The organism is Amorphoplanes friuliensis DSM 7358 (assembly GCF_000494755.1).
Classification (GTDB): Bacteria; Actinomycetota; Actinomycetes; order Mycobacteriales; family Micromonosporaceae; genus Actinoplanes; species Actinoplanes friuliensis.
Map to the genome: position 1 here is coordinate 3856517 of NC_022657.1, position 20568 is coordinate 3877084.

20 protein-coding genes are annotated in these 20568 nt (G+C 71.0%); 13 read left to right on the forward strand and 7 right to left on the reverse strand.

From position 1 onward, the window contains the following. Positions 1 to 97: 97 nt before the first annotated feature. The 3 genes from AFR_RS17985 to AFR_RS17995 all read left to right on the forward strand — a co-directional run bounded on the left by AFR_RS17985 (position 98) and on the right by AFR_RS17995 (position 2958). A complete protein-coding gene (locus AFR_RS17985; protein ID WP_052359409.1) occupies positions 98 to 1822 on the forward strand; it encodes a substrate-binding domain-containing protein in 1725 nt (574 codons plus the stop codon). A 69-nt stretch (positions 1823 to 1891) separates the two neighbouring features. Next, the gene (locus AFR_RS17990) at positions 1892 to 2617 is read left to right on the forward strand and encodes a peptidylprolyl isomerase (protein ID WP_041840952.1); all 726 of its coding nucleotides are present in this window, start codon (positions 1892 to 1894) and stop codon (positions 2615 to 2617) included. A gap of 116 nt (positions 2618 to 2733) precedes the next feature. Continuing rightward, positions 2734 to 2958 (forward strand): hypothetical protein, encoded by a 225-nt coding sequence (locus AFR_RS17995; protein ID WP_023362167.1) that lies wholly within the window; start codon positions 2734 to 2736, stop codon positions 2956 to 2958. A 3-nt stretch (positions 2959 to 2961) separates the two neighbouring features. Here AFR_RS17995 and AFR_RS18000 read toward each other — a convergent pair whose 3' ends face one another. Together AFR_RS18000 and AFR_RS18005 are read right to left on the reverse strand one after the other, a co-directional pair. After that, positions 2962 to 3726 (reverse strand): class I SAM-dependent methyltransferase, encoded by a 765-nt coding sequence (locus tag AFR_RS18000; protein WP_023362169.1) that lies wholly within the window; start codon positions 3724 to 3726, stop codon positions 2962 to 2964. Between the two features lie 14 nt (positions 3727 to 3740). After that, positions 3741 to 4658, reverse strand: a complete 918-nt coding sequence (locus AFR_RS18005) for a DMT family transporter (protein ID WP_023362171.1) — start codon at positions 4656 to 4658, stop codon at positions 3741 to 3743. A gap of 81 nt (positions 4659 to 4739) precedes the next feature. On the opposite strand from AFR_RS18005, the gene AFR_RS18010 reads away from it, so the two are divergent. Next, positions 4740 to 5630 (forward strand): LysR family transcriptional regulator, encoded by an 891-nt coding sequence (locus tag AFR_RS18010; RefSeq protein WP_023362173.1) that lies wholly within the window; start codon positions 4740 to 4742, stop codon positions 5628 to 5630. Here the strand turns inward: AFR_RS18010 and AFR_RS18015 are convergent. Further along, positions 5620 to 7110 carry a family 43 glycosylhydrolase gene (locus AFR_RS18015; RefSeq protein WP_041840953.1) on the reverse strand — a complete coding sequence of 497 codons (1491 nt, stop codon included), beginning with the start codon at positions 7108 to 7110 and terminating at the stop codon, positions 5620 to 5622. The genes AFR_RS18010 and AFR_RS18015 overlap by 11 nt on opposite strands. Before the next feature lie 149 nt (positions 7111 to 7259). Here AFR_RS18015 and AFR_RS18020 point away from each other — a divergent pair, with 149 nt between their 5' ends. Beyond that, the gene (locus tag AFR_RS18020; RefSeq protein WP_023362177.1) at positions 7260 to 8282 is read left to right on the forward strand and encodes an arabinan endo-1,5-alpha-L-arabinosidase; all 1023 of its coding nucleotides are present in this window, start codon (positions 7260 to 7262) and stop codon (positions 8280 to 8282) included. 169 nt (positions 8283 to 8451) lie between these two features. Continuing rightward, complete coding sequence (locus AFR_RS18025; RefSeq protein WP_023362179.1) at positions 8452 to 9435, forward strand: pectate lyase family protein; 984 nt, start codon at positions 8452 to 8454, stop codon at positions 9433 to 9435. A gap of 297 nt (positions 9436 to 9732) precedes the next feature. Here the strand turns inward: AFR_RS18025 and AFR_RS46120 are convergent, their stop codons facing one another. Continuing rightward, complete coding sequence (locus AFR_RS46120; RefSeq protein ID WP_148307993.1) at positions 9733 to 9951, reverse strand: hypothetical protein; 219 nt, start codon at positions 9949 to 9951, stop codon at positions 9733 to 9735. Positions 9952 to 11017: 1066 nt separating this feature from the next. Next, positions 11018 to 12133, reverse strand: coding sequence for a lytic polysaccharide monooxygenase auxiliary activity family 9 protein (locus AFR_RS18030; RefSeq protein ID WP_023362181.1), 1116 nt, complete (start codon positions 12131 to 12133; stop codon positions 11018 to 11020). Positions 12134 to 12297: 164 nt separating this feature from the next. On the opposite strand from AFR_RS18030, the gene AFR_RS18035 reads away from it, so the two are divergent. The 5 genes from AFR_RS18035 to AFR_RS18055 all read left to right on the forward strand — a co-directional run bounded on the left by AFR_RS18035 (position 12298) and on the right by AFR_RS18055 (position 16004). Beyond that, the gene (locus tag AFR_RS18035) at positions 12298 to 12687 is read left to right on the forward strand and encodes a VOC family protein (protein ID WP_023362183.1); all 390 of its coding nucleotides are present in this window, start codon (positions 12298 to 12300) and stop codon (positions 12685 to 12687) included. Positions 12688 to 12784: 97 nt separating this feature from the next. Further along, the gene (locus tag AFR_RS18040) at positions 12785 to 13471 is read left to right on the forward strand and encodes a DUF2064 domain-containing protein (protein ID WP_148307994.1); all 687 of its coding nucleotides are present in this window, start codon (positions 12785 to 12787) and stop codon (positions 13469 to 13471) included. Between the two features lie 2 nt (positions 13472 to 13473). Then, positions 13474 to 14112, forward strand: coding sequence for a DUF998 domain-containing protein (locus AFR_RS18045; RefSeq protein ID WP_148307995.1), 639 nt, complete (start codon positions 13474 to 13476; stop codon positions 14110 to 14112). 9 nt (positions 14113 to 14121) lie between these two features. Beyond that, on the forward strand, positions 14122 to 14850 hold the full coding sequence (locus AFR_RS18050) for a lysophospholipid acyltransferase family protein (protein WP_023362189.1): 729 nt from the start codon (positions 14122 to 14124) through the stop codon (positions 14848 to 14850). Continuing rightward, the gene (locus tag AFR_RS18055) at positions 14847 to 16004 is read left to right on the forward strand and encodes a glycosyltransferase (RefSeq protein WP_023362191.1); all 1158 of its coding nucleotides are present in this window, start codon (positions 14847 to 14849) and stop codon (positions 16002 to 16004) included. Before AFR_RS18050 ends, AFR_RS18055 begins: the two co-directional genes overlap by 4 nt. Here AFR_RS18055 and AFR_RS18060 read toward each other — a convergent pair. Continuing rightward, positions 15974 to 16657, reverse strand: a complete 684-nt coding sequence (locus tag AFR_RS18060) for a GntR family transcriptional regulator (protein ID WP_023362193.1) — start codon at positions 16655 to 16657, stop codon at positions 15974 to 15976. The genes AFR_RS18055 and AFR_RS18060 overlap by 31 nt on opposite strands. A 16-nt stretch (positions 16658 to 16673) precedes the next feature. Between AFR_RS18060 and AFR_RS18065 the strand changes: the two genes are divergently transcribed. Both AFR_RS18065 and AFR_RS18070 read left to right on the forward strand, forming a co-directional pair. Further along, entirely contained in the window at positions 16674 to 19472 is a 2799-nt protein-coding gene (locus tag AFR_RS18065) for an FAD-binding and (Fe-S)-binding domain-containing protein (protein WP_238547298.1), read from the forward strand. 47 nt (positions 19473 to 19519) lie between these two features. Continuing rightward, entirely contained in the window at positions 19520 to 19912 is a 393-nt protein-coding gene (locus AFR_RS18070) for a winged helix-turn-helix transcriptional regulator (RefSeq protein WP_023362197.1), read from the forward strand. Here AFR_RS18070 and AFR_RS18075 read toward each other — a convergent pair. After that, positions 19887 to 20528: an FMN-dependent NADH-azoreductase gene (locus tag AFR_RS18075; protein WP_041842361.1), complete on the reverse strand. Its 642-nt coding sequence runs from the start codon at positions 20526 to 20528 to the stop codon at positions 19887 to 19889. The genes AFR_RS18070 and AFR_RS18075 overlap by 26 nt on opposite strands. Positions 20529 to 20568 lie beyond the last annotated feature (40 nt).

Consider the following 20568-nt stretch of genomic DNA (forward strand, 5'->3'; position numbering starts at 1 on the left):
AAACGGACCGCCCAGGCGATATCCGTTCCTTCCAGGCCTAGCGGCAACAGGTGTTCTTGTCGATGATGGCTACGTGACAGGCCGGCACCGTCGACGAATGCGATTTCGCGCAGGTACCGCCGCTCTGACGACGGTCGCCGTCGTAGCGGTGGTTGCCGGTGTGCGTGTGGGTATCAACCAGTTCAACGGCGCGGAGTGTTCCGGTGAGGTGCACCTGACCGTCGCGGCTGCACCTGGGCTCGCCGAGGCCGTGCGCAGCGAGGCCGACGCCTGGACGGGTGAGAAGGCCGAGATCGACGGGTCCTGCATCCGCATCGACGTGCAGTCCTCGGATCCGGCGGACGTCGCCGCGGTCCTGAGCGCGAAGCAGCGGGTCTCCCTGACCGGCGCGGGTGCGCCCCGGGAGGGTGTCGCCGCCCCCGACGTCTGGATCTCGGACTCGCGCAGCTGGTTGCAGCGGCTGCGGTCGGCCGCGCCGTCCTTCGCCTTCACCGAGGAGGGCTCGGTCGCGCTCAGCCCGGTCGTCCTGGCGATGCCCGCGCCGATCGCGGAGAGTCTCGGCTGGCCCCGCAAGAAGCTCACCTACAACGACCTGCTCACCCTGATCACCACCAGCACCACGACCCGGACCGGGACGGCCGATCCCACCCGCGACGCCACCGCGTTGTCGGGACTGCTCGCGCTGACCGCCGCGGCCACGGCCGCCGACCAGCGCAAGCCCGGCACCTCGAACGGTCTGCTGCGGTCGCTGGCCACCGACACGTCGGTGCTGCGCGACGACCTGATGGCCCAGCTGCCCCAATCGGCCGACGACGCGGCGCTGGCCGCCGGTCTCAGCCTCGCGGCCATGCCCGAGAGTGACGTCGTCCGGTACAACGCCGGCAACCCGCCGGTGCCGCTGGCCGCGCTCTACCTCGAGCCGGCGCCGGTGCCGCTGGACCACCCGTTCGCGGTCATGCCCGAGATCTCCCCGGACCAGGCCGAGGCCGCCCACCAGTTCTACGGCCGGCTCACCACGGGCAGCGCCTTCCGGGCCCAGCTCGGCACCGCCGGTCTGCGGGCGCCCGACGGCACCGCACCCTCCGGCCTCAAGCGTCCCGAGGGCGCGCCGGCCCGCATCGACACGGGTGCGTCGGCCGGCAGCGGCGAGGCCGCCGCCTCCGACGCCGACGGTGCCAGCATCGACCGTGCCCTGGCGGGCTGGTCGGCCGTGATCGCCCCGGCCCGGATGCTCGCGATCGTCGACTCCTCGACCAGCATGCGGACACCGGTGCCGACCGCCCGCAACGCGACCCGCATGCAGCTGACCATCGCCGCCGCCCGTGGCGGCCTGAGCCTGTTCAGCGACGACTGGGCGGTCGGTCTCTGGCAGTCCGCCGGCGGCTCCGGCGGCGGTCACAGCGAGCTCGTCCCGATCCGGCCCCTCACCGGCAACCGCACCACGGTCGCGAACGCCCTGGCCGGCATCCGGCCCTCCAGCGGCGAGGCGGGCCTCTACCGCTCGATCCTCGAGGGTTACCGCGCCGTCCAGAACGGCTGGCAGGCCGGCCGGGTCAACTCCGTCCTGGTCCTCACCGACGGCGTCGGCATCGGCGAGGGCGACCTCGAGCTGAACGACCTGCTCGATCAGCTCGCGGAGGCCAAGACAGCCGACAAGCCGGTCCAGGTGATCGTGCTCGGCATCGGCAACGCCGTCGAACAGCCCCCGCTCAAGAAGATCACCGGTGTCACCGGCGGCGGCGTATTTGTCGCCGAGGACCCGGCCCAGATCGGCGCGGTCTTCCTCGAGGCCCTCTCGCTGCGCACCACCGCACCCCGCTGACGCTTGACGTATCCACTTCCGTCGATTAGACCGGGGTGCGGCATTCGTCGAGCTCCGGGGGTACGGAAAATGGTTGTTGGTCGTGTGGTGGCTGCGGTCCTGATGGCCGGGGCACTGGGTCTGACCGGTGCGTCGCCCGCCGTGGCGAGCGGTGGTGATCCTGATGCGCCGACCGCGGGGCCGTGCGCCTACACGCCGACGCCGGACGATCCGGCCGCGCGGCCGGTGCCGCTGCCGCGTGATCCGGAGCGGACGCCGAGCCGGGGAGTGGTCGAGGTGCTGCTGCGGACCAACCTCGGGCCGATCCCGCTCGTGCTCGACCGGGCCGCGGCGCCCTGCACGGTGCAGAGCTTCGTGCACCTGACGCGGCAGCGGTTCTACGACCGGACGATCTGTCACCGGCTCACGACCTACCCGACCCTGCTGGTCCTGCAGTGCGGTGACCCGTCGGGGACCGGCGAGGGCGGGCCGGGGTACCGCTACGCCGACGAGCTGCCGACCGGTCTGCCCCCGGCGCCGACCGACCCGACCGGTGAGCGCCGCGTCTACGCCCGGGGTGTGCTCGCCATGGCGAACGCCGGGCCCGACACCAACGGCAGCCAGTTCTTCCTGGTCTACGGCAACTCGGCACTGCGCCCGAACTACACGATCTTCGGCAGTGTCACGACCACCGGCCTGGAAACCCTGGACGAGGTGGCAGCCGGGGGAGTGACCCCGACCGCGGAGGACCCGGCGCCGCTGGACGGGCCGCCCGCCCTGCGCACCGAGATCCGGACGGCGCGAGTCCGCTTCTGATCACGGCGGCGGTGCGCCGGGACCGGGGTGGTCTGCGATACCGTCTGTCGGTCGGGCCGTCGCGTTTCCCGGGTCGGGGACGACCCGCGCGGCAGTCAGCGATCAGGGAGACACCGATGACCGAGTCCACTGCAGGTTCCGACGCCACCGCCGGCGAGCAGCCCGAGGTCGAGCCGACCGAGGGTGACCAGCCCGAGGAGGAGTTCGTCAACCGCGCCGCCCGGCGGGCCAAGGGCAAGAAGGCCGGGGGCGGCCCCGAGGTCTTCACCAAGGGCCAGCGCCCGATGGGTCGCGGCTCGGTCCAGAGCCCCCGCCAGTACGGCAACCGTCGCAGCGGCTGATCCTTACCGGACCGCGGCAACCGTGGCGTCGGCCGCGCCCCGCCACAGCAGGCCCGTCTCGGTGAACCCCGCGGCGCGCAGGGCATCGAGATGCCAGGCCGCCGGCGGGGTCCACTCGGCCGCGCCGTGGGCGGCGGGATAGATCTTCTCGCGTTCGGCAAAGAGCGGCGCGAGCTGCGGGTCCGCCGCGACCTTGCTCCACCAGCCGGGCCAGGACAGTGCGGCACCCGTCGCGTAGCGCGTCTCGCGACGGGTGTCCGCCCTGGTCATCAGGCGTTTTGTCAGCCCCGGCAGTCCCTCGTCGGGCATGTGGTCGGCGTTGGCGAAGACGCCACCGGGGCGCAGCACCTGGAGGATCTCGCCGTAGAGCGTGGTCAGCCGCTCCGGTGGCAGCCAGTGCAACGCCGTGGCGGTCAGCACCGCGTCGTACCGCCGGTGGGGGAGTGCCGCCGTCCAGGACGGGTCGCCCAGGTCGGCCGCGATGATCGTCGCCCGGTCACCCAGGGAGGCGGTGGCCAGCGCGAGCAGCACCGGATCCTGGTCGACGACCGTGACCTCGGCGCCCGGGAAGCGGGCCAGCGTCCGCAGGCTGATCGTGCCGGTGCCGCCGGCCAGGTCCAGCACCCGCGGCGGTGCGTCGTCCGTGACGGCCCCGACCGCGTCCAGCATGGTCGTGAACCGGTGTTCCCGGTCGGGCAGGAACGCCTCCTGCTGCAGATTCCAGCTCTCCTGCCACGCTGCCGCCGAGTCGGCCAGGTAATGAGTCATGCCCGTCACGCTACTTACACAGGTCGGGGCGAGTCCAGAGGTTCCGGCGACTTGTTGCCACTAATTTGCAACAGTGAGGTCAGGGCCACGCCGGTCAGGCACAAGGCGCCGCCGACCAGCGCCAGCGGTGCGGGCGCCTCGTCCAGCAGCAGCCAGGACATCAGCACGGCCAGACCCGGGACCAGGTACGACGACGAGCTCAGCGTGCCCGCGCTCATCCGCTTGAGGGCGTGCGCCCACGTCGCGAACGCGATGGCCGTCGGGAACACCCCCAGGTAGACGACCCCGAGGGTGGCGGACCCGGGCGCCGCGCGAACCTCGTCGACCAGCGCCGGGGCGAACGGCAGGCAGGCGACGGCGCCCGCGACGCAGCCGAGCCACGTGGCGGTGAACGGGTCCACGAAGTCGAGGGCCTGCTTCTGCAGGAGCACGCCGACGGCGTACAGGGCGGCGGCGCCGAGCGCGAGCAGCACACCCGTCGTGTCGTGGCGGCCGGTCGAGGTGGCGGCAGCGATCGTTGCGACCCCGGCGAACGCGACCACCAGCCCGATCATCAAGCCGCGCGGGAAGCCCTCCTTCAGGTACAGCCCGGCGAGGACGGCGATCAGGATCGGCCCGACGTTGATCACGAGGGCGGTGGTACCCGCGTCGAGGTGGTGTTCGGCCGCGTTCACGAGCACGGCGTAGATGCCGAACCACAGCACTCCGTACACGATGACCAGCAGGAGGGGACGGCCGCGCGGGAGGCGACGGGGTCTGAAGGACGCGACCAGGGTGAGTGCGGTGGCGCCGACGGCGAGCCGGCCGAGCGCCATCGCGCCGGGGCTGTAGTGCGCGCCGGCACTGCGGATCACGATGAACGCGGACGCCCAGAGGATCATCGTGGCCGCCGCGGCGAGCAGGGGCAGAGTGGCGGTCTTCGCGGGAGGCATGTGTCCAATCTCAGCCGCCTGCCGTTTAAGCACAAGCAAAGACTTCTACCGGATCATTAAGCCCTACTGTACGGTGGCCGCATGCTGGACCTGCACCGTCTGCGTATCTTTCGGGCCGTCGTGGCCAGCGGCTCCGTGAACGCCGCGGCTGCCAACCTGGGCTACACCGCATCGGCGGTGAGCCAGCACGTCACCGCCCTGCAGCGGGAGACCGGTCTGGTCCTGCTCTCCCGCAACGGCCGCGGCATCCAGCCGACCTCGGCCGGCCTGGCCCTCGCCCGCGAGGCCGACGGCGTGCTGACCCGGCTCGGTGACGTCGAGGCCTTCGTGGCGGACCTGCGCGACGGGCGCACCGGTTCGCTGTCGATGGCCTACTTCCCGTCGGTCGGCGCGGCGTGGCTGCCGACGGTCGCCCGTGTGCTGCTGCGGGAGTTCCCCGACATCCGCCTCGACCTCGAGCTGCGCGACGATCCACCGACCGGCGCGGGAAAGCGCCCCGACGTCCAGATCATGGTGTCGCACCGGGACTACACGGGCACCCGCGACGCCCGGGCCGAGCACCTGATCGACGACCCGTACGTCGTCGTGCTCCCCAAGGACCATCCTTTGGCCGGTGAGGACACTGTGGACCTGGGTCGCCTCGCCGGCGAACGCTGGATCGACAACGACTTCGCGCGCGGCTGGTGCCGGCGGAACCTTGTCGAAGCCTGCCGGGCAGCGGGTTTCAGCCCGCCGTTCCGGGTCGAGGCCCACGACTATCCGACCGCGATCGCCTTTGTCGCCGCGGGAATCGGTGTCACCGTGCTGCCGAGGCTGGGTGCCGCGACCCTGCCCGGTGGGGTGGTCGCCGTGCCGGTCACCGGACCGGTTGTGCAACGCTCGATCTACGCGCTGGTGCAGACCGCGGTGGCGTCCACCCCGCCGGTGCGGTGTGTTGTCGAGACGCTCGCCCGGTGCGCCCTCACGGCGTGATCCGCCACTCCTGGCAGACGTTGCCCAGCGCTGCCCACTGCCGTACGGCGGTGCCGTTGGCAGTGCCGCAGTCGGCCACGTCGAGGACCTTGCCGTTGCCACGGTTCGCGATCAGGTAGCGGCCGTTGACCGGCGTGATACTCCACTGCTGGCAGGCGTTGCCCAGAGAGGCCCACAGATTCAGCGCCGTGCCGTCGGCCGTTCCGCAGTTGACGGAGTCGAGCACCGTCCCGCTGTTGACGTTGGTGATCGTCCAATAGCCACTGCCCGCCTTCGTGAACGTCCACTGCTGGCAGGTGTTGCCGAGCGACGCCCACAGGTCGATCGCGGTGCCGTTGGTGGTGCCGCAGTTGACCGCGTCCAGGACGGCGCCGCTGTTCTGGTTGATCAAGCGGTACCGGGCGCCGGTCACGGGGAAGCCGACGCTGCCACCCGGATCGCCGGAGGGTGCGGTCAGGGTGCTGCCCAGCGAGGCAGGTGTGCCGAGGTTCGGCGATCCGTCCGAGTTCCAGCTGATCTTCTGGATTCGGGTCGTCCGAGTGCCGCCGCAGCCCTGACCGGTGGTCTCGTTGGCGTGGTAGACCATCCAGGTCTCTGAACCGTCGGGTGAGCTGAAGAAACCCTGCCCGCCCGGGCCGTAGACGCCATTGCCGTCGGCGCGCTGGAAGATCGGTGTGCTCTTCTTCGTCCACGACGAAACGCTCAGCGGGTTGCTGCCGGTCAGCGTCAGCAGGCCGAGCTTGTAGTCCGGCGTGTTGCACGAGCTGGCCGAATAGGTCAGGAACGTCTTCCCGCCGTGCTGCAGGACGTACGGGGCCTCCTGGGTGTTGCCGCCGCTCGTCTCCCACGCGTACGACGGCGACGAGAGCTTCGTCCCGTACGCGCTGACGGTCCAGGGGTTGCTCATGGGCGCGATGAACAGGCTCTGCAGGTTGCCCACCCACGACGAGTAGAGGTAGTAGTTCGCGCCGTTGATGGTCGCCACGCTGCCGTCGATCGCCCAGCCGTTACCGGCCTGGACCTTGAGCTGCCCCGCGAAATGATAGGGCCCCATCGGGTCGGAGCCGCTGCTCTCCAGGACGTAGGAGCGCTGCCCGTCGCAACAGGTGGGCGGGCCGGCCGAATAGTAGTAGTACCACCGTTTCCCGTTCGGGCCGTCGAGCTGGTGCAGCGACGGCGCCCACATGTTGCAGCAGTTCGTCGACCCGGATCCGGTGTGGACGACGGTTTCGCTCGCGCCGGCCAGCGCGGCCACCGACGCTGCCTTCTTGATCACCAGCTGGGAGTTCCAGGTGGTCGCGGCGACGTAGTAGTTCCCGTTGTAGTAGCCCATCCAAGGGTCGGCACCGTACGGCGCGGCGGCGACCGGATTGGTGAACGTGGTGGCGGCTGCGGCGCGGTCCTGTGCCGGCGGCGCCGCGACCGCGACGGTACTCAGCATCAGCGTCACTGCGGCGAGCAGGGAGAGAGGTCGTTTCATGGCGGCGATTGTGAACGTTCACAGAGATGAGGGTCAATAGCTTGACCCCATCTGCCCGAAACAAGTTCGAAACCTTGACGAGAAAGTTGTGACCGTTAACACTGCGGCACGACATCGACCGATGTCTCTGCTCAGTCAGGAGGAGTGCCATGTCCAGAACCCGTACCGGCCGTGCGTTGTGGCTAGGTGTCGCCACGGGCGCGCTGCTCGCAGTGGCCGCCGTCGCCTCCGTCAACGCCGAGGCGGCCGTGCCGGTGGTTGCCGCGGCGACGCCCACTGTTCCACCGGCCGCGTACCCGAACCCGGGGGTGGTCACGGGTGACACCGGCACGCACGATCCGTCGATGGTGAAGACGCCCGCGGGGGGTTATCTGGCCGCGTACACGGGGGACAACGTGCAGCTCAAGACCTCGCCGGACCGGACCGCGTTCCGCAATGCCGGGGCGGTTTTCCCCGGCGGCGCGAGCTGGACCACGGCCTACACCGGTGGCAGCCGGAACCTGTGGGCGCCTGATCTGTCCTACCGGAACGGTCGTTACTACCTGTACTACTCGGCGTCCACGTTCGGCTCGAACCACTCCGCGATCTTCCTGGCCACCAGTACGACCGGGGCGTCCGGCTCGTGGACCAACCAGGGCCTGGTGATCGAGTCGCGAACCTCCGACACCTTCAACGCGATCGACCCGAACCTGATCGTGGACGCGCAGGGGCGCTGGTTCCTGAGTTTCGGGTCGTTCTGGTCCGGCATCAAGCAGATCGCGCTCGACCCGGCCACGGGCAAGCGGTCGGGCACTTCTCTGCGGGCCATCGCGGGCCGCAACGGCGGTGCGATCGAGGCGCCGACCATCTTCCGGCACGGCAACTACTACTACCTCTGGGTCTCCTTCGACCTGTGCTGCCGCGGCGCCTCCAGCACGTACCGGATCATGGTGGGCCGGTCGGTCAGCGTCACCGGGCCCTTCGTGGACCGCAACGGCACCGCGATGACAGCCGGCGGCGGCACGCAGGTGCTGGCCTCGCACGGCAGCATCCACGGACCCGGGCACCAGGCCGTTCTTGCGGACACCGACAGCGACGTGCTGGTCTACCACTACTACGCGAACAGCGGTGCTTCCTACCTCGGGATCAACCTCATCGGGTACGACCAGGCGGGCTGGCCGTTCGCCTACTGAAGCCGAATCACTGCAAACAACCTGCAAACACATTTGTCTTCACATTGACAGACGTCTGTGTTGTTCTGTAACAGGAAAGCGCTTGCTTCGGGCAAAGCGGGCGCGGGAGCCGGCATTCTTCGCCGCGATCCACCGCGCGGTAAACACCAAACATCAAGGAGAAACAACCATGCGCAAACACTTGCGCCAACTCGTGCTGGGCGCTTCCGCCGGTGCGACCGCACTCGCTCTCACCGGCGTCGGCATCATCGCGACCACGTCCGCCTCGGCGTCGACACCGGTACCCCTCGCCGCGGTTGACCAGCTGGTCGGCTGGGCGACCCAGAACGGCGGCACCACCGGCGGTGGCAGCGCCGCGACCACCACGGTGACCAGCGCGTCCGCACTGACCTCGGCGGTCGGCTCCACCTCGGCGTCGGTCATCCGGGTCTCCGGAACGATCAACTGCTCCGGCATGCTGCGGGTGCGCTCCAACAAAACCATCATCGGCAATTCCGGCGCGGCAATCGTCGGCTGCGGCCTGAACATCAACGGCGATCGCAACGTCATCATCCGCAATCTGACGTTCCGCAACTGGAACGACGACGCCATCAACGTCCAGACCTCGGCCACCAACATCTGGATCGATCACAACACCTTCAGCAACGGCTACGACGGCGCCGTCGACGTCAAACGCGGCTCCGACTTCGTGACCGTTTCCTGGAACCGCGTCTTCAACCACGACAAAGCCATGCTGCTCGGCCACAGCGACGACAACGCGAGCCAGGACACCGGCCACCTCCGCGTCACGTACCACCACAACTGGTTCGACGCGTCGACCCAACGCCACCCGCGGGTCCGCTTCGGCAACCCCGTCCACGTCTACAACAACTTCTACTACCGCAACAGCGGCTACGGCGTCGCCTCCACCGAAGGCGCCGGCGTCCTCGTCGAAAACAACTCCTTCGACGGCGTCTCCGACCCGTACCACCTGGGCGAAGGCGACTCCGGCCCGGGCACGCTGGTCGCCCGCGGCAACCTGCTCGTCGGCTCCGGCTCCGGCCAGACGGGCGGCAGCGTCAAAACCATCCCGTACGGATACACCCTCGACGCCGCCGGCAACGTCAAGTCCATCGTGACGGCGAGCGCGGGCGCGGGCCGAATCTCCCTCTGATTCGCCTTGCCGGCCCGGTCCCTGTACCCGCCCCACGGCGGCCGGGGACCGGGCTGGCCCTGTCTCTCCGCCGCGCCGAAACCGTTTGCACCCACGGTTCCGAGCCGCCGAAGCACCGTCTGCGGATCCGGCTCGGCGACCTCAACATGCCGTCCGGGGCGGCGGGAGGTCGCGGGCCGATCGAGGCTGCTGCAGCCTTCGACCTCGCCGTCCCCCAGGGGATGGACGGACCGTTGACCACGACGGCGAGCAGCGGTCGGGCCGGCTGCAGCTGGGCGGTCCTGAGCGGTCTCGCGGTCAGGTGGACTGATGGGTCTCGCAGTTGCCCGCCGCGGCGTGCACCACGGCACCGCGGTCGGGAACGGCGGGGAGCAGCCCTGTGCCTGCCATCGCAACCGCGCCCGCGTCCCGGCGGCCCTGCTGGTGATCCGGGACGCCGGGAGAGGGAGTCTCCTCGACGGATCTTGCTGGTCCGTTGTGGAAGTTCTGCGGTGCCCGCGATTGGGCAGTTCCCAAGGGCTGTGGTCCTTGCACGTTGCGGCGTTCACCACGGTGGTCAGACCTCAAGCTGCGCGGCTGCGCTGGCGGCGACCACGCCAGACTGCTGACTCACCGGCCCGGAACGAGCTTTGGGAGAAAGCGGGGCGGTCGTCGCGAGTTGCGAACTGCATAGGTCGTGGAGATGCAGGACCTCGGAGGGGCGCAGAGGGCGGGAATCGAGCAGCTGCAGAGGGCTCCAGGCGGAGGGTGATTACCGCGGCTCAATCAGTTGCCAAAACTGTTAAGAACGCTGCGAGAGCATGAGTGGGCCTTCGCTGTGCGCTTGAAAGAAAACTGTGCGTTATTTCTTTCTTCCGGCCCTCTCAAGGTCGGTCGCCCGGCGCTCGATCACTGCGTTTTGCTATCGCCGCGGTGATCAATCCGGCGATGGGTCAGTGGCGACTTCCGCGGCGGCGGGCAGTGTGGTTGAGCCACCAGCAATGACGTGGGCGCCGCGATCAGCTGAGCCCGGCGGGGCGTCAACGGTCCGGCCTGCGTTGCAGGGCGGGCGCCGGGAACTCCGACCCCGGACGAGCGCTGCGAGTTCGCGGCCTGCGTCGAGACGTGCGGTTGCCGGACGAGTGCCGCGAGATCGCGGCTTGGGCGGCCTGCACCGAGACCTGCGGTGGCCAGGCGAGTGCTGCGAGATCGCGGCGTGCACCGAGACCTGCGGTTGTCAGGCGAGTGCCGCGAGATCGCGGCCTGCGCTGAGAATCGGTTGCCAGGCGAGTGCCGCCAAGATCGGGGCCTGCACCGAGGCCTGCGGTTGACCAAAGGCCCGCGGCGCTGCCGTAGGCCTTCGGCGTGTGCCCGCGTCACCTGGGGGACCGGGGATGCGGGCACCGCAAGGGGAAACGGGGGACGAGGAGGGCGCCTCGTCCCCCGTCCAATTCTGTTCGGACGGATCATCCGTGCCGGGAGCCGGGTCACGCGAATGGTCTTGTCCGGTCACCTCCAGCTCGTCGGGACAGTTCTATGGGAGCGCTCCCATAGATGACTGTAACTGTCCCGGCGGGCCGGTGGAAGAGGGAACCGTAATTGCTCAGACGGTCGCGGTGCAGGTGACCGCCGGGGTGCTGCTGGTGCCGGATCCGATGAATCCGAAATTTGTCGTGGCGCCGGCGCTCAATGCGCCGTTGTAACTCGCATTGGCTGCTGTCACCGTCGTGCCGCTGGCGCTGACGGTGGCGTTCCAGCCCTGCTGGACCGTCTGGCTGCCCGGGTAGGTCAGCTTCACGGTCCAGCCCTTGATCGCCGACGTGCCGGCCTTGACCGTCACGTCTCCCTGGAAGCCGCCCGACCAGGTGGAGCCCACTGCGTAGGTGGCCGAGCAGGCGCCCGTGGCCGGCGGAGGGGTCGTGACCGGCGGGGTGGTGACCGGCGGTGTGGTGACCGGCGGTGTGGTGACCGGAGGGGTCGTGACCGGCGGCGTCGTGGCCGGCGGTGTGGTGACCGGCGGAGTGGTCGAGCCGCCGCTGAAGTTCACGTCGCTGCAGAAGTAGTACGACTGGTCCAGGTGGCTGGCCTGCCAGATGGTGTAGACCATTGCCCGGCCGGTACGCCCGGACAGCGCCACCGGCACGTCGATCTGCACGCCGCCGTTGGCCGTCTGCCACTGTGCGGCGGGCGTGTTGCCGATCTGGCTGACGAGGTTCAGGTCGGACCACTTCAGTGCCGTGGTCACCGGGTTGAAGCCGGGCTTGGTCACGTAGACCCGGATGTAGTCGGCGCCGTGCAGCGCGCCGTCGAAGAGGCGGACGTTGAAGTTGTTGCCGACGGATGCGGCTTTCCAGTCGCCGACGGTGTCCATGGCGTTGTAGCGGCCGCTTTCGGTGCGGCCGGCGCTGCACAGCTGGCCGTCGGGGATGGCGGCCTGGTGGTTGCCGGCGACACCCTCGCGGAACAGGCCGTTCCAGTTCCACATGGCGCTGGGGTTGGCCTGCCAGGCTTGCCAGCACATCGGGTCCTCGGTCGCCATGGCCGGGTCCTGGAACTTGCTGCCCCACCGTTCGTAACAGCCGTAGTTGCGGGACGCCGGGCCGGTGACGTTGCCGTGGGCGGAGGCGGGACCGGCCGGGATGACGACCGCCGCCAGCGTGGCGACGACGACTCCGACCAGACCGCTGACAAGGATGCGGATTCGTAGAGAAGAGGACATGGGGGCTCAGCACTCCGAAATTGAAGGCCCTCGAGGAAAAGGGCGCAGGTCAGGGGGGATCCGGCGGAAGCTGCCCAGGGCTTCCGCCCGCCACGTGACCCGGCAGGGGTGCGTGCCCAGCGTCGCTGAGCGATCGGCGTCTGTCAATAAAACCGGGAGGAACGATGACAGGTGTACTGCAAGCCGTCGACTGCGTGCAGGTGCCGGTGCCCGATCTGGAACGCGGCCTGGCGTTCTACCGCGACGAGCTGGGGCACGAGCTGATCTGGCGTACCGGGACGGCGGCCGGGCTGCGTCTGCCCGGCGCCGGGACCGAGCTGGTCCTGACGACCGAACGCGACGGCCTCGAGGTGGACTTTCTCGTCGACGACGTGGGGCGGGCGGTGGCCGGCGTCGTCGCGGCGGGTGGATCGGTCCGCGTGGAGCCCTTCGACATCCCCGTGGGGCGTGTAGCGGTGGTCGCCGACCCGTTCGGCAACGACCTGACGATCCTGGACCTGAGCAAGGGTCGCTACGTCACCGGCCCGGACGGCACAGTCACCGGCGTCGCGTGACGGACGGAAAAGTTTTCGTCGGGTGGCAACCATTTGTCATCGTGCGGCCACTGAGGGGTGGGCGGGGGGACCGTCCGATCTGGCGAATGGATGTGCCATGACTCCACCTCGCGCGCCGCACACCGGCGGGCCCGCCCGGCGGCGTACCCGGGACAGTCACGCCGGGGGCCGCCGCCCCGATGCGGGCCGGGTCCGGCCGTGCCGGAGCCGCCGGGGGCCGGGCGCCGGACAGGTCAGTGTGGAGTTCGTGACCGATCTGGCCGGGCCGGCCGGGCGGCTCTGCACCGATTTCTCGGCCGAGCAGGCCACGATGCTGTCTCTCGCCGCCGCGGCCGACACCATCCGGGCCGTGCAGGCGATGCCGGGCTGGGCGGCCGCCACCGGTTCGCTCGCCGAGGTCTTCGCGGGCGACCGTCGCTGGCCCGGCCCGGTGCTGCTCATCGCGACCGAGATCCCGCAGCTCGGCCCCGATCTTCTGGTCTGTGCGACCGACCTGCTCCGGGATTTCGACGCGGTCCTCGGGCCGACGACCGGTGACGGCTGGTGGGCGTTCGGCCTGCGGGAGCCGGCCCGGGTCGCGCTGGGCCCGCTGACCGGCCTGGGGCTGCTCAACGGTCTGGGGTCGCTGACCGTCGCCGCGTTGCGCCTCGGCCTGCGGGTGGCCATGCTGCCGACCCTGCGGGGTCTCGGCAGCGGCGCGGACGTGCGGCCGGTCGCCGCGCACTGCCCGGCCGGCAGCATGTTTGCCACCACGGTCGCCCAGCTGACGGGCCGCACGATGTGACCGTGGATCCGCCTCGCCGGTGGCTTGCAGCCGGGGCGGTCGCCGCAGTTCAGATGATCGTCGTCGCCGGGCTCGACGGCGCCACCCGGGCCGGCTACGACTCGTCCAGGAACTGGGTCAGTCAGCTGTCCCTCGGCCCGGGCGGGCCGCTCGGTGTCGCCAACCTCGCGCTCTGCGCGGTCTGGCTGCTCGCCTTCGGCCTCGCCCTGCGCCACCATCTCCGGTTGTCCCGCGCCGGCCGGTGGGCGGCCCGGTCGGTGCTCGTTGCCGGTACGGCCATGCTGGTCGTCGCGGCCGTACCGATCGATCCCGGGCTGGACTATCCACCCGGTGTTCCGGCCGTGCACACGGTCACCGGTTACCTCCACCAGGCCGGGGCGCTGCTGCTCTTCGTCTCCGGTACGGCCGCAGCGGTCCTCCTCGGCCGCTGCCTCAGCCCCCGTTTCCCGCTCGCGGCGCCCGCCGGGGTGGCCGTCGCCGCGGTCATGGTGCTCGCGTTTGTCGCGGCGAGTGTGCTGGTCACCCTGGACATCACGGGGACGGTCACCGGCACGCCGAGCGGGCTCCTCGAACGGGTGGCCCTGGGCGCCGGGTTGTGCTGGATCGGCGGCGTCGGCCTGCTGCTGTCGCGGGCACGCTAAATTCTCGGGATGCTGCGCGCCCTCTCCGTTCTCTTCTGGACGGTCATCGTCGTGACCTGTCCCGTCTTTTTCCTCGGGGCGCTGGTGGTGTGGGCGGTGTGCCTGCCGTTCGACCGGCGCAAGGTCGCCCTGCACCTGTACTCGTCGGCGTGGGCGGTGTTCTACGTCCGGCTCAACCCGTTGTGGCGGCTGCGCACCTCGGGCCGCGAGCTGCTGCCCTGGCGGGGTGCGGCGGTGCTGGTCGCCAACCACGCCTCGCTGATCGACATCCTGGTGCTGTTCGACCTGTTCCGGCCGTTCAAGTGGGTCTCGAAGGCGGAGATCTTCCGGGTGCCGGTGATCGGCTGGAACATGCGGCTCAACGGGTACGTGCCGTTGGTGCGGGGCAGTGGCGCGTCTGTCCGGCGCATGCTGGATCGCTGCTCGGAGCTGCTGTCGGCCGGGTCGCCGGTGCTGTTCTTCCCCGAGGGGACGCGCACCGACGACGGGCTGCTGAAGGCGTTCAAGGACGGAGCTTTTGATCTGGCGGTCCGCCACGACGTGCCGGTCTTCCCGATCGCGGTGCACGGCACGGGCCGGGCGCTGCCGAAACACGGCCTGATCCTGCGTGACCACGTCGACGCCCGGGTCGAAGTGCTGCCTGCATTGCTGCCGGCGGACCACGCCGATGTCGCCGCGCTCCGGGACGCCGCCCGCGACAGGATCGAGGCGGCGCTCCGCGCGCGTACGGGTCCATGAGGATCGCGCATTTCAGCGACTGCGAACCGGCCCGGGCGGACGGGATCTCGGCCTCGGCCGGGCTGGCGGTGGCGCTGCTGCGCGAGGCCGGTCACCACGTGGACGACTACCGTCCGGGCCCGTTCTTCCGGGGTGACCGGCCGGTCGAGCTGCGGTCGGTCCCGGTGCCGGGGCGCAGTGTGCGGATGGCGATGCCGTGGTCGCGGGCGGGCCCGCCCGCCGATCTGGTGCACGTGCACACGACCGGGCCGGTGGGCCTGGCCGGTTTCCGGCTCGCCGCGAAGCACCGGATCCCGCTGGTTCTGACCTGGCACACCGACCTGCTGGCGTACGCGGAGCATTTCCCGGAGATCCCGATCGGTGCTGCCTGGTGCGCGGTGCGGCTGGGGCTCGGCTGGAGCGCCCGGGAGACCCTCGAGCTCGCGCACCGGGGACGGCGGCGGCACACGCGGCTGCTGGTCCTCGGGCAGGCGATGATGGCGGCGTCGAGCCTGGTCATCGCGCCGTCGGCCAAGACCGCCGCGGGCCTGAGAGCCTTCGGGACCCTGCCTCCCGTACGCGTACTGCCGACCCCCGCGGTGCTGCCACCCGACGGCGGGGAGGATCTGCGGGCGGTGCTCGGCATCCCGCACGACGCGGAGGTGGTGCTGTCAGTCGGGCGGGTCACGGCGGAGAAGAACCCGGTGCTGCTGCTGGAGGCGTTCGCGCGGGTTCGGCGGCTGCGTCCGTACGCGAAGCTGGTCCTGCTCGGTGCCCGGCAGCGACGTCGCGCGGTCCGCGCGCTGGCCGGGACACTGGGGCTGGAGGACGCGGTGCTGCTGGTGCCGCCGGTGCCGCACGACCGGGTGGCGGCGTTCTACCGGATGGCCGACGTGCTGGCGTTCGCGTCGACGACGGACACGCAGAGCCTGGTGATCGGGGAGGCGGAGGCCGCGGGTCTGCCGGTCGTGTCGGCCGATCCGGAGCTGGGCCGGCTGACCTGCGGGCCCGGCCCGGAGTCCTTCGCCGCGGCGATCGTGCGGGTGCTGGACGACCCCGGACTGCGGGACCGGGCACGAGCGGCGGGGCTGGCGGCGGCCCGTGACCGCTCGCCGGAGCGATACCTGGAGCAGCTGCTCGCGGCCTATGCGGAGGCCCGGTCGCTGAGGGGTTGAAGGTTGGTGACGAGCAGGCCGGCGGTCGCCTCGAGGTGGGCGCGCATGGCCGCCTCGGCGCCGGAGCCGTCCCGGGCCAGGACGGCGGTGACGATCGGCTCGTGCTCGGCGTGGATCTCGGCCAGGGTGCGGCCGCTGGCCGTCGTGGGCGGGCCGAGCAGGGCGGTCGTGGTGCGCAGCCGTTCGACGATGGCGGCGGTGCGGGGGCGGCCCGAGGTGCGCAGGAGCAGGTCGTGCAGGGCGCGGTCCGCGGGCCAGAACGCCGCCTCGTCCTCGCGGTCGGCCGCGTCGGCCATCGTGTCGAGAGCTGATCGCAGGGCGGCGTGCTGCTCGTCGGTGCCGTGCTCGGCGGCCCGGCGTGCGGCGGGGGGTTCGAGAGCGAGCCGGATGCCGACGATCTCCTCGATGTCGTGCACGCTCGGCCGCAGCACCCGGAAGCCGCGGTTGCGCAGGATCTCGATCAGTCCCGCCTCCTCCAGCCGGAGCAGACCTTCCCGGACCGGGCTGCGCGACACCTGCAGCAGGTCGGCCAGCTGATAGACGGAGTACGTCCGGCCGGGGACCAGCTCACCGGCGGCGACACCGTTGCGCACCGCGAGGACGACGGCCTCGGCGAGGGAGGGCGCCTCCGGCGGCAGGACCAGCTCAGGCATGAGTAACATGTTACGCATGGCTGAGCAGTCCAGTGGAGTGGTACCGGCCCTCGAACGGGCCGGTCTCGAGGTGCGTTCCGACGCCGGCACCCTCGGGATGTACGCGTCCGACGCGTCGCTCTACCGGATCCCGCCGCTGGCCGTGGTCCGTCCCCGGCACGTCGACGAGGTGGCCGTCGCACTCGCCGTCGCCCGCGAGACCGGTGTGCCGCTGACGTCGCGTGGCGCCGGCACGTCGGTGGCCGGCAACGCGGTCGGGCGCGGCATCGTGCTGGACTTCTCCCGGCACCTGAACCGCGTGCTGGAGATCGACCCGGAGGCCCGCACCGCCGTGGTCGAGCCCGGCACCGTGCACGCCGTCCTGCAGAAGGCCGCCATGCCGCACGGCGTCCGCTTCGGCCCGGACCCGTCGACCCACCCGCGCTGCACGATCGGCGGGATGATCGGCAACAACGCCTGCGGCTCCCGCTCGCTGGCCTACGGCCGCACCTCCGACAACGTGGCCGGCCTGGAGTTCCTGACCGCGGCGGGGGAGCAGGTCACCACCGGGTACGACGCAGCCGGCGCGGCCTACGTGCGCGGTGGCGACCCCGAGCTGGCGGGTGTGCGCGAGGTGCTCGGCGCCCACCTGGCCACCGCCCGCACCGAGTTCGACCGGTTCGGCCGTCAGGTCTCCGGGTACGCCGTCCAGCACCTGCTGCCCGAGCGTTTCGACCTCACCCGGGCGCTCGTCGGCTCCGAGGGAACGCTCGCCGTCATCACCCGGGCAACGGTCAAGCTGGTGGTGGACGCGCCGGTGCGCGTGGTGGTCGTGCTCGGCTTCCGGGACATCGTCGCTGCCGGTGAGGCGGCTCCGGCCGTGGTCGCGCACGGCCCGACCTCCTGCGAGGGCCTCGACTCGCGGCTGCTCGACGTGCTGCGGGCCCGCCGCGGCGCCGACGCCGTCCCGCCGCTGCCGCCCGGTGGCGCCTGGCTCTTCGTCGAGCTGGCCGGCGACGACCTCGGCGAGGTGACCTCGCGGGCCGAGCGGCTCGCCGCCGACGGCATCGGTGACGGGCTGGTCGTCACCGACCCCGCCACCCAGGCCCGGCTCTGGCGCATCCGCGAGGACGGCGCCGGACTGGCCGGTCGCGCCCCCTCCGACAAGCCCGCGTGGCCCGGCTGGGAGGACGCCGCCGTGCCCCCGCAGAGCCTCGGTGCGTACCTGGCTCGCTTCGACGAGCTGGTCGCCTCGTACGGCCTGAGCTCCGCCCCGTTCGGCCACTTCGGCGACGGCTGCATGCACGTCCGCCTCGACTTCCCCCTGGACGAGCCGGGCGGGACGAAGATCATGCGGGAGTTCCTGACCGACGCCGCCCGCCTCGTCGGCGAGTTCGGGGGATCGCTGTCGGGGGAGCACGGCGACGGACGCGCCCGCTCGGAGCTGCTGCCGCACATGTACTCCCCGGAGGCGATCGCGCTCTTCGCGGGCATCAAGCACGCCTTCGACCCGGGCAACCTGCTCAACCCCGGCGTGCTGGTGGACCCCGACCCGGTCGATGCCGACGTACGCCCGGCGGGCCGGTTCCCCCTGAAGCAGCTCGCGATGGCGTACCCCCACGACGCCGGTGACCTCGGCCAGGCCGTGCACCGCTGCACGGGCGTCGGGAAGTGCCGCGCGGACAACTCGGCGGCCGGCGGCGTCATGTGCCCGTCCTACCTGGCCACCCGCGAGGAGAAGGACTCGACCCGGGGCCGGGCCCGCGTGCTGCAGGAGGTCGTCCGTGGCGAGCTCGCGTTCTCGGACCCGTCCGTGCACGACGCCATGGACCTGTGCCTGTCCTGCAAGGGCTGCGCGTCCGACTGCCCGACCGGCATCGACATGGCCACCTACAAGTCCGAGGTGCTGCACCAGACCTACCGGCGCCGGCTGCGGCCCCGCTCGCACTACACCCTGGGCAAGCTGCCGTTCTGGGCCCGCCTGGCCGGGTGGACGCCGCGGCTGGCCAACCTGGCCGTCCGGCTGCCGGTGCTCGGGCCGATCGCCCTCTGGGTCGCCGGTGTCGACAAGCGGCGGTCGGTGCCCGCCTTCGCGCGCCGCCCGTTCCGGCGAACCTTCACCCCGGCCGCTGAGCCGGCCCGCAAACCCGTCGTGCTCTTCGCCGATTCCTTCTCCGACGCCTTCTCACCCGAGGTCGCGGAGGCCACCGTCCGCGTACTGCGCGCCGCGGGCTACGAGCCGCAGCTCCCGTCCGGGTCCGTGTGCTGCGGCCTGACCTGGATCACCACCGGTCAGCTCGACGCGGCCAAGAAGATCCTCTCCCGTACGGTCGCAGCACTCGCCGCCGACGCCCGGGCAGGTATCCCGATCGTCGGCATCGAGCCGTCCTGCACGGCCGTGCTGCGCTCCGACGTCCACGAGCTGCTGCCCGGCGACGACGACGCGAAGGTGGTGGCCGGTTCGGTGCACACCCTGGCCGAGCTGCTGGCGAAGACCCCGGGCTGGACCCCGCCCGACCTGTCCGGCGTCGAGGTCGTCGCCCAGCCGCACTGCCACCACCACGCCGTCCTGGGCTGGAAGGCGGACGCCGACCTGCTCGCCTCCACCGGTGCGCAGGTGCAGCGTCTGGCCGGGTGCTGCGGGCTGGCCGGAAACTTCGGTGTCGAGATCGGCCACTACGAGGTGTCCGTGGCGGTCGCGGAACAGAACTTGCTGCCGGCGCTCGACGCCGCGCCCGGTGCCGTCGTGCTGGCCGACGGGTTCTCGTGCCGTACCCAGGTGGCCGACCTCCGCGACCGCCCGGCCGTCCACCTGGCCCAGCTGCTCGACCGGTGAGACTTACCACTTGTTCGTAACCGCACTTCTCGTCAGTATTGGGCGCCATGGAGACCGCCGGCCAGACCCGTGCCCAAGCCTGCGGGCAGCTTCCCGTCGAGCACGGCGACTTCGTCCGTGAGGTCATCGACCGTGTCGGCGACAAGTGGACGCTGCTCGTGATCGCCAACCTCAGGGACGGCCCGCGCCGGTACTCGCAGCTGCAGCAGCTCGTGCCCGGCATCTCCCAGCGGATGCTCACCCTGACGCTGCGGCAGCTCAAGGACGACGGCCTGGTCACCCGGACCGCCTACGCCGAGGTGCCGCCCCGCGTCGAGTACGCCCTGACGTCCCTGGGCGCGAGCCTGCTCGACACCGCCACCGCGCTCATCGACTGGGCGACGGCCAACCACGCGGCCATCCGCGACAACCGGCTCAAGCGGCCTTCCGGCCGGGCGTGAAGCTCCCGCCGAGCTTGCGGGCCTGGTCGTGGGCATCACCCAGGGACGCCCGGTGGAAGTCGAGGAACTGCGCCAGGGCCGGTACGACGGGCGCCAGGCTGAACTCCGGCGTGATGAACTCCAGCTCGAGGCCGAGCTCGCCGCCCATGATCTCGCGCAGGTGCGGCACCAGATGATCACGCCCGTGGTGCGGTGCACCCGGCCCGTAGGAACCACCCCGCGAGGAGATCACCAGAGCGCGCCGCCCGGCCGCGGGCGGCCCGTCGGGTCGTGCGTGCGTCCGCCCCGTGACGACGATCTGGTCCAGCCAGGCCTTGAACGACGACGGCGCCGCGTAGTTGTAGAGCGGCACGGTGAACAGGTAGGCGGATGCGCCGAGGAACTCGTCGATCAGCTCGTCCTGGAGGGCCGCGGCGGCCGCCTCGTCCGGATTGTGCCGGGCGGGATCGGTGAGCCGGGCCGAGATGCCGGCCGCGGTCAGATGCGGGACCGGCGCGGCGGCGAGGTCGCGGTGCACGACCTCGCCCGGCCAGGTGTCCAGGAAGGAACGGGCGACGCTCCGCGAGATCGACTCGGCGTCGAAGGACGTGGCATCGAGGTGCAGCAAATAGGTCATGAGCCAGATCATGCGTCAGTTTCCGAGGCCTTACAAAACG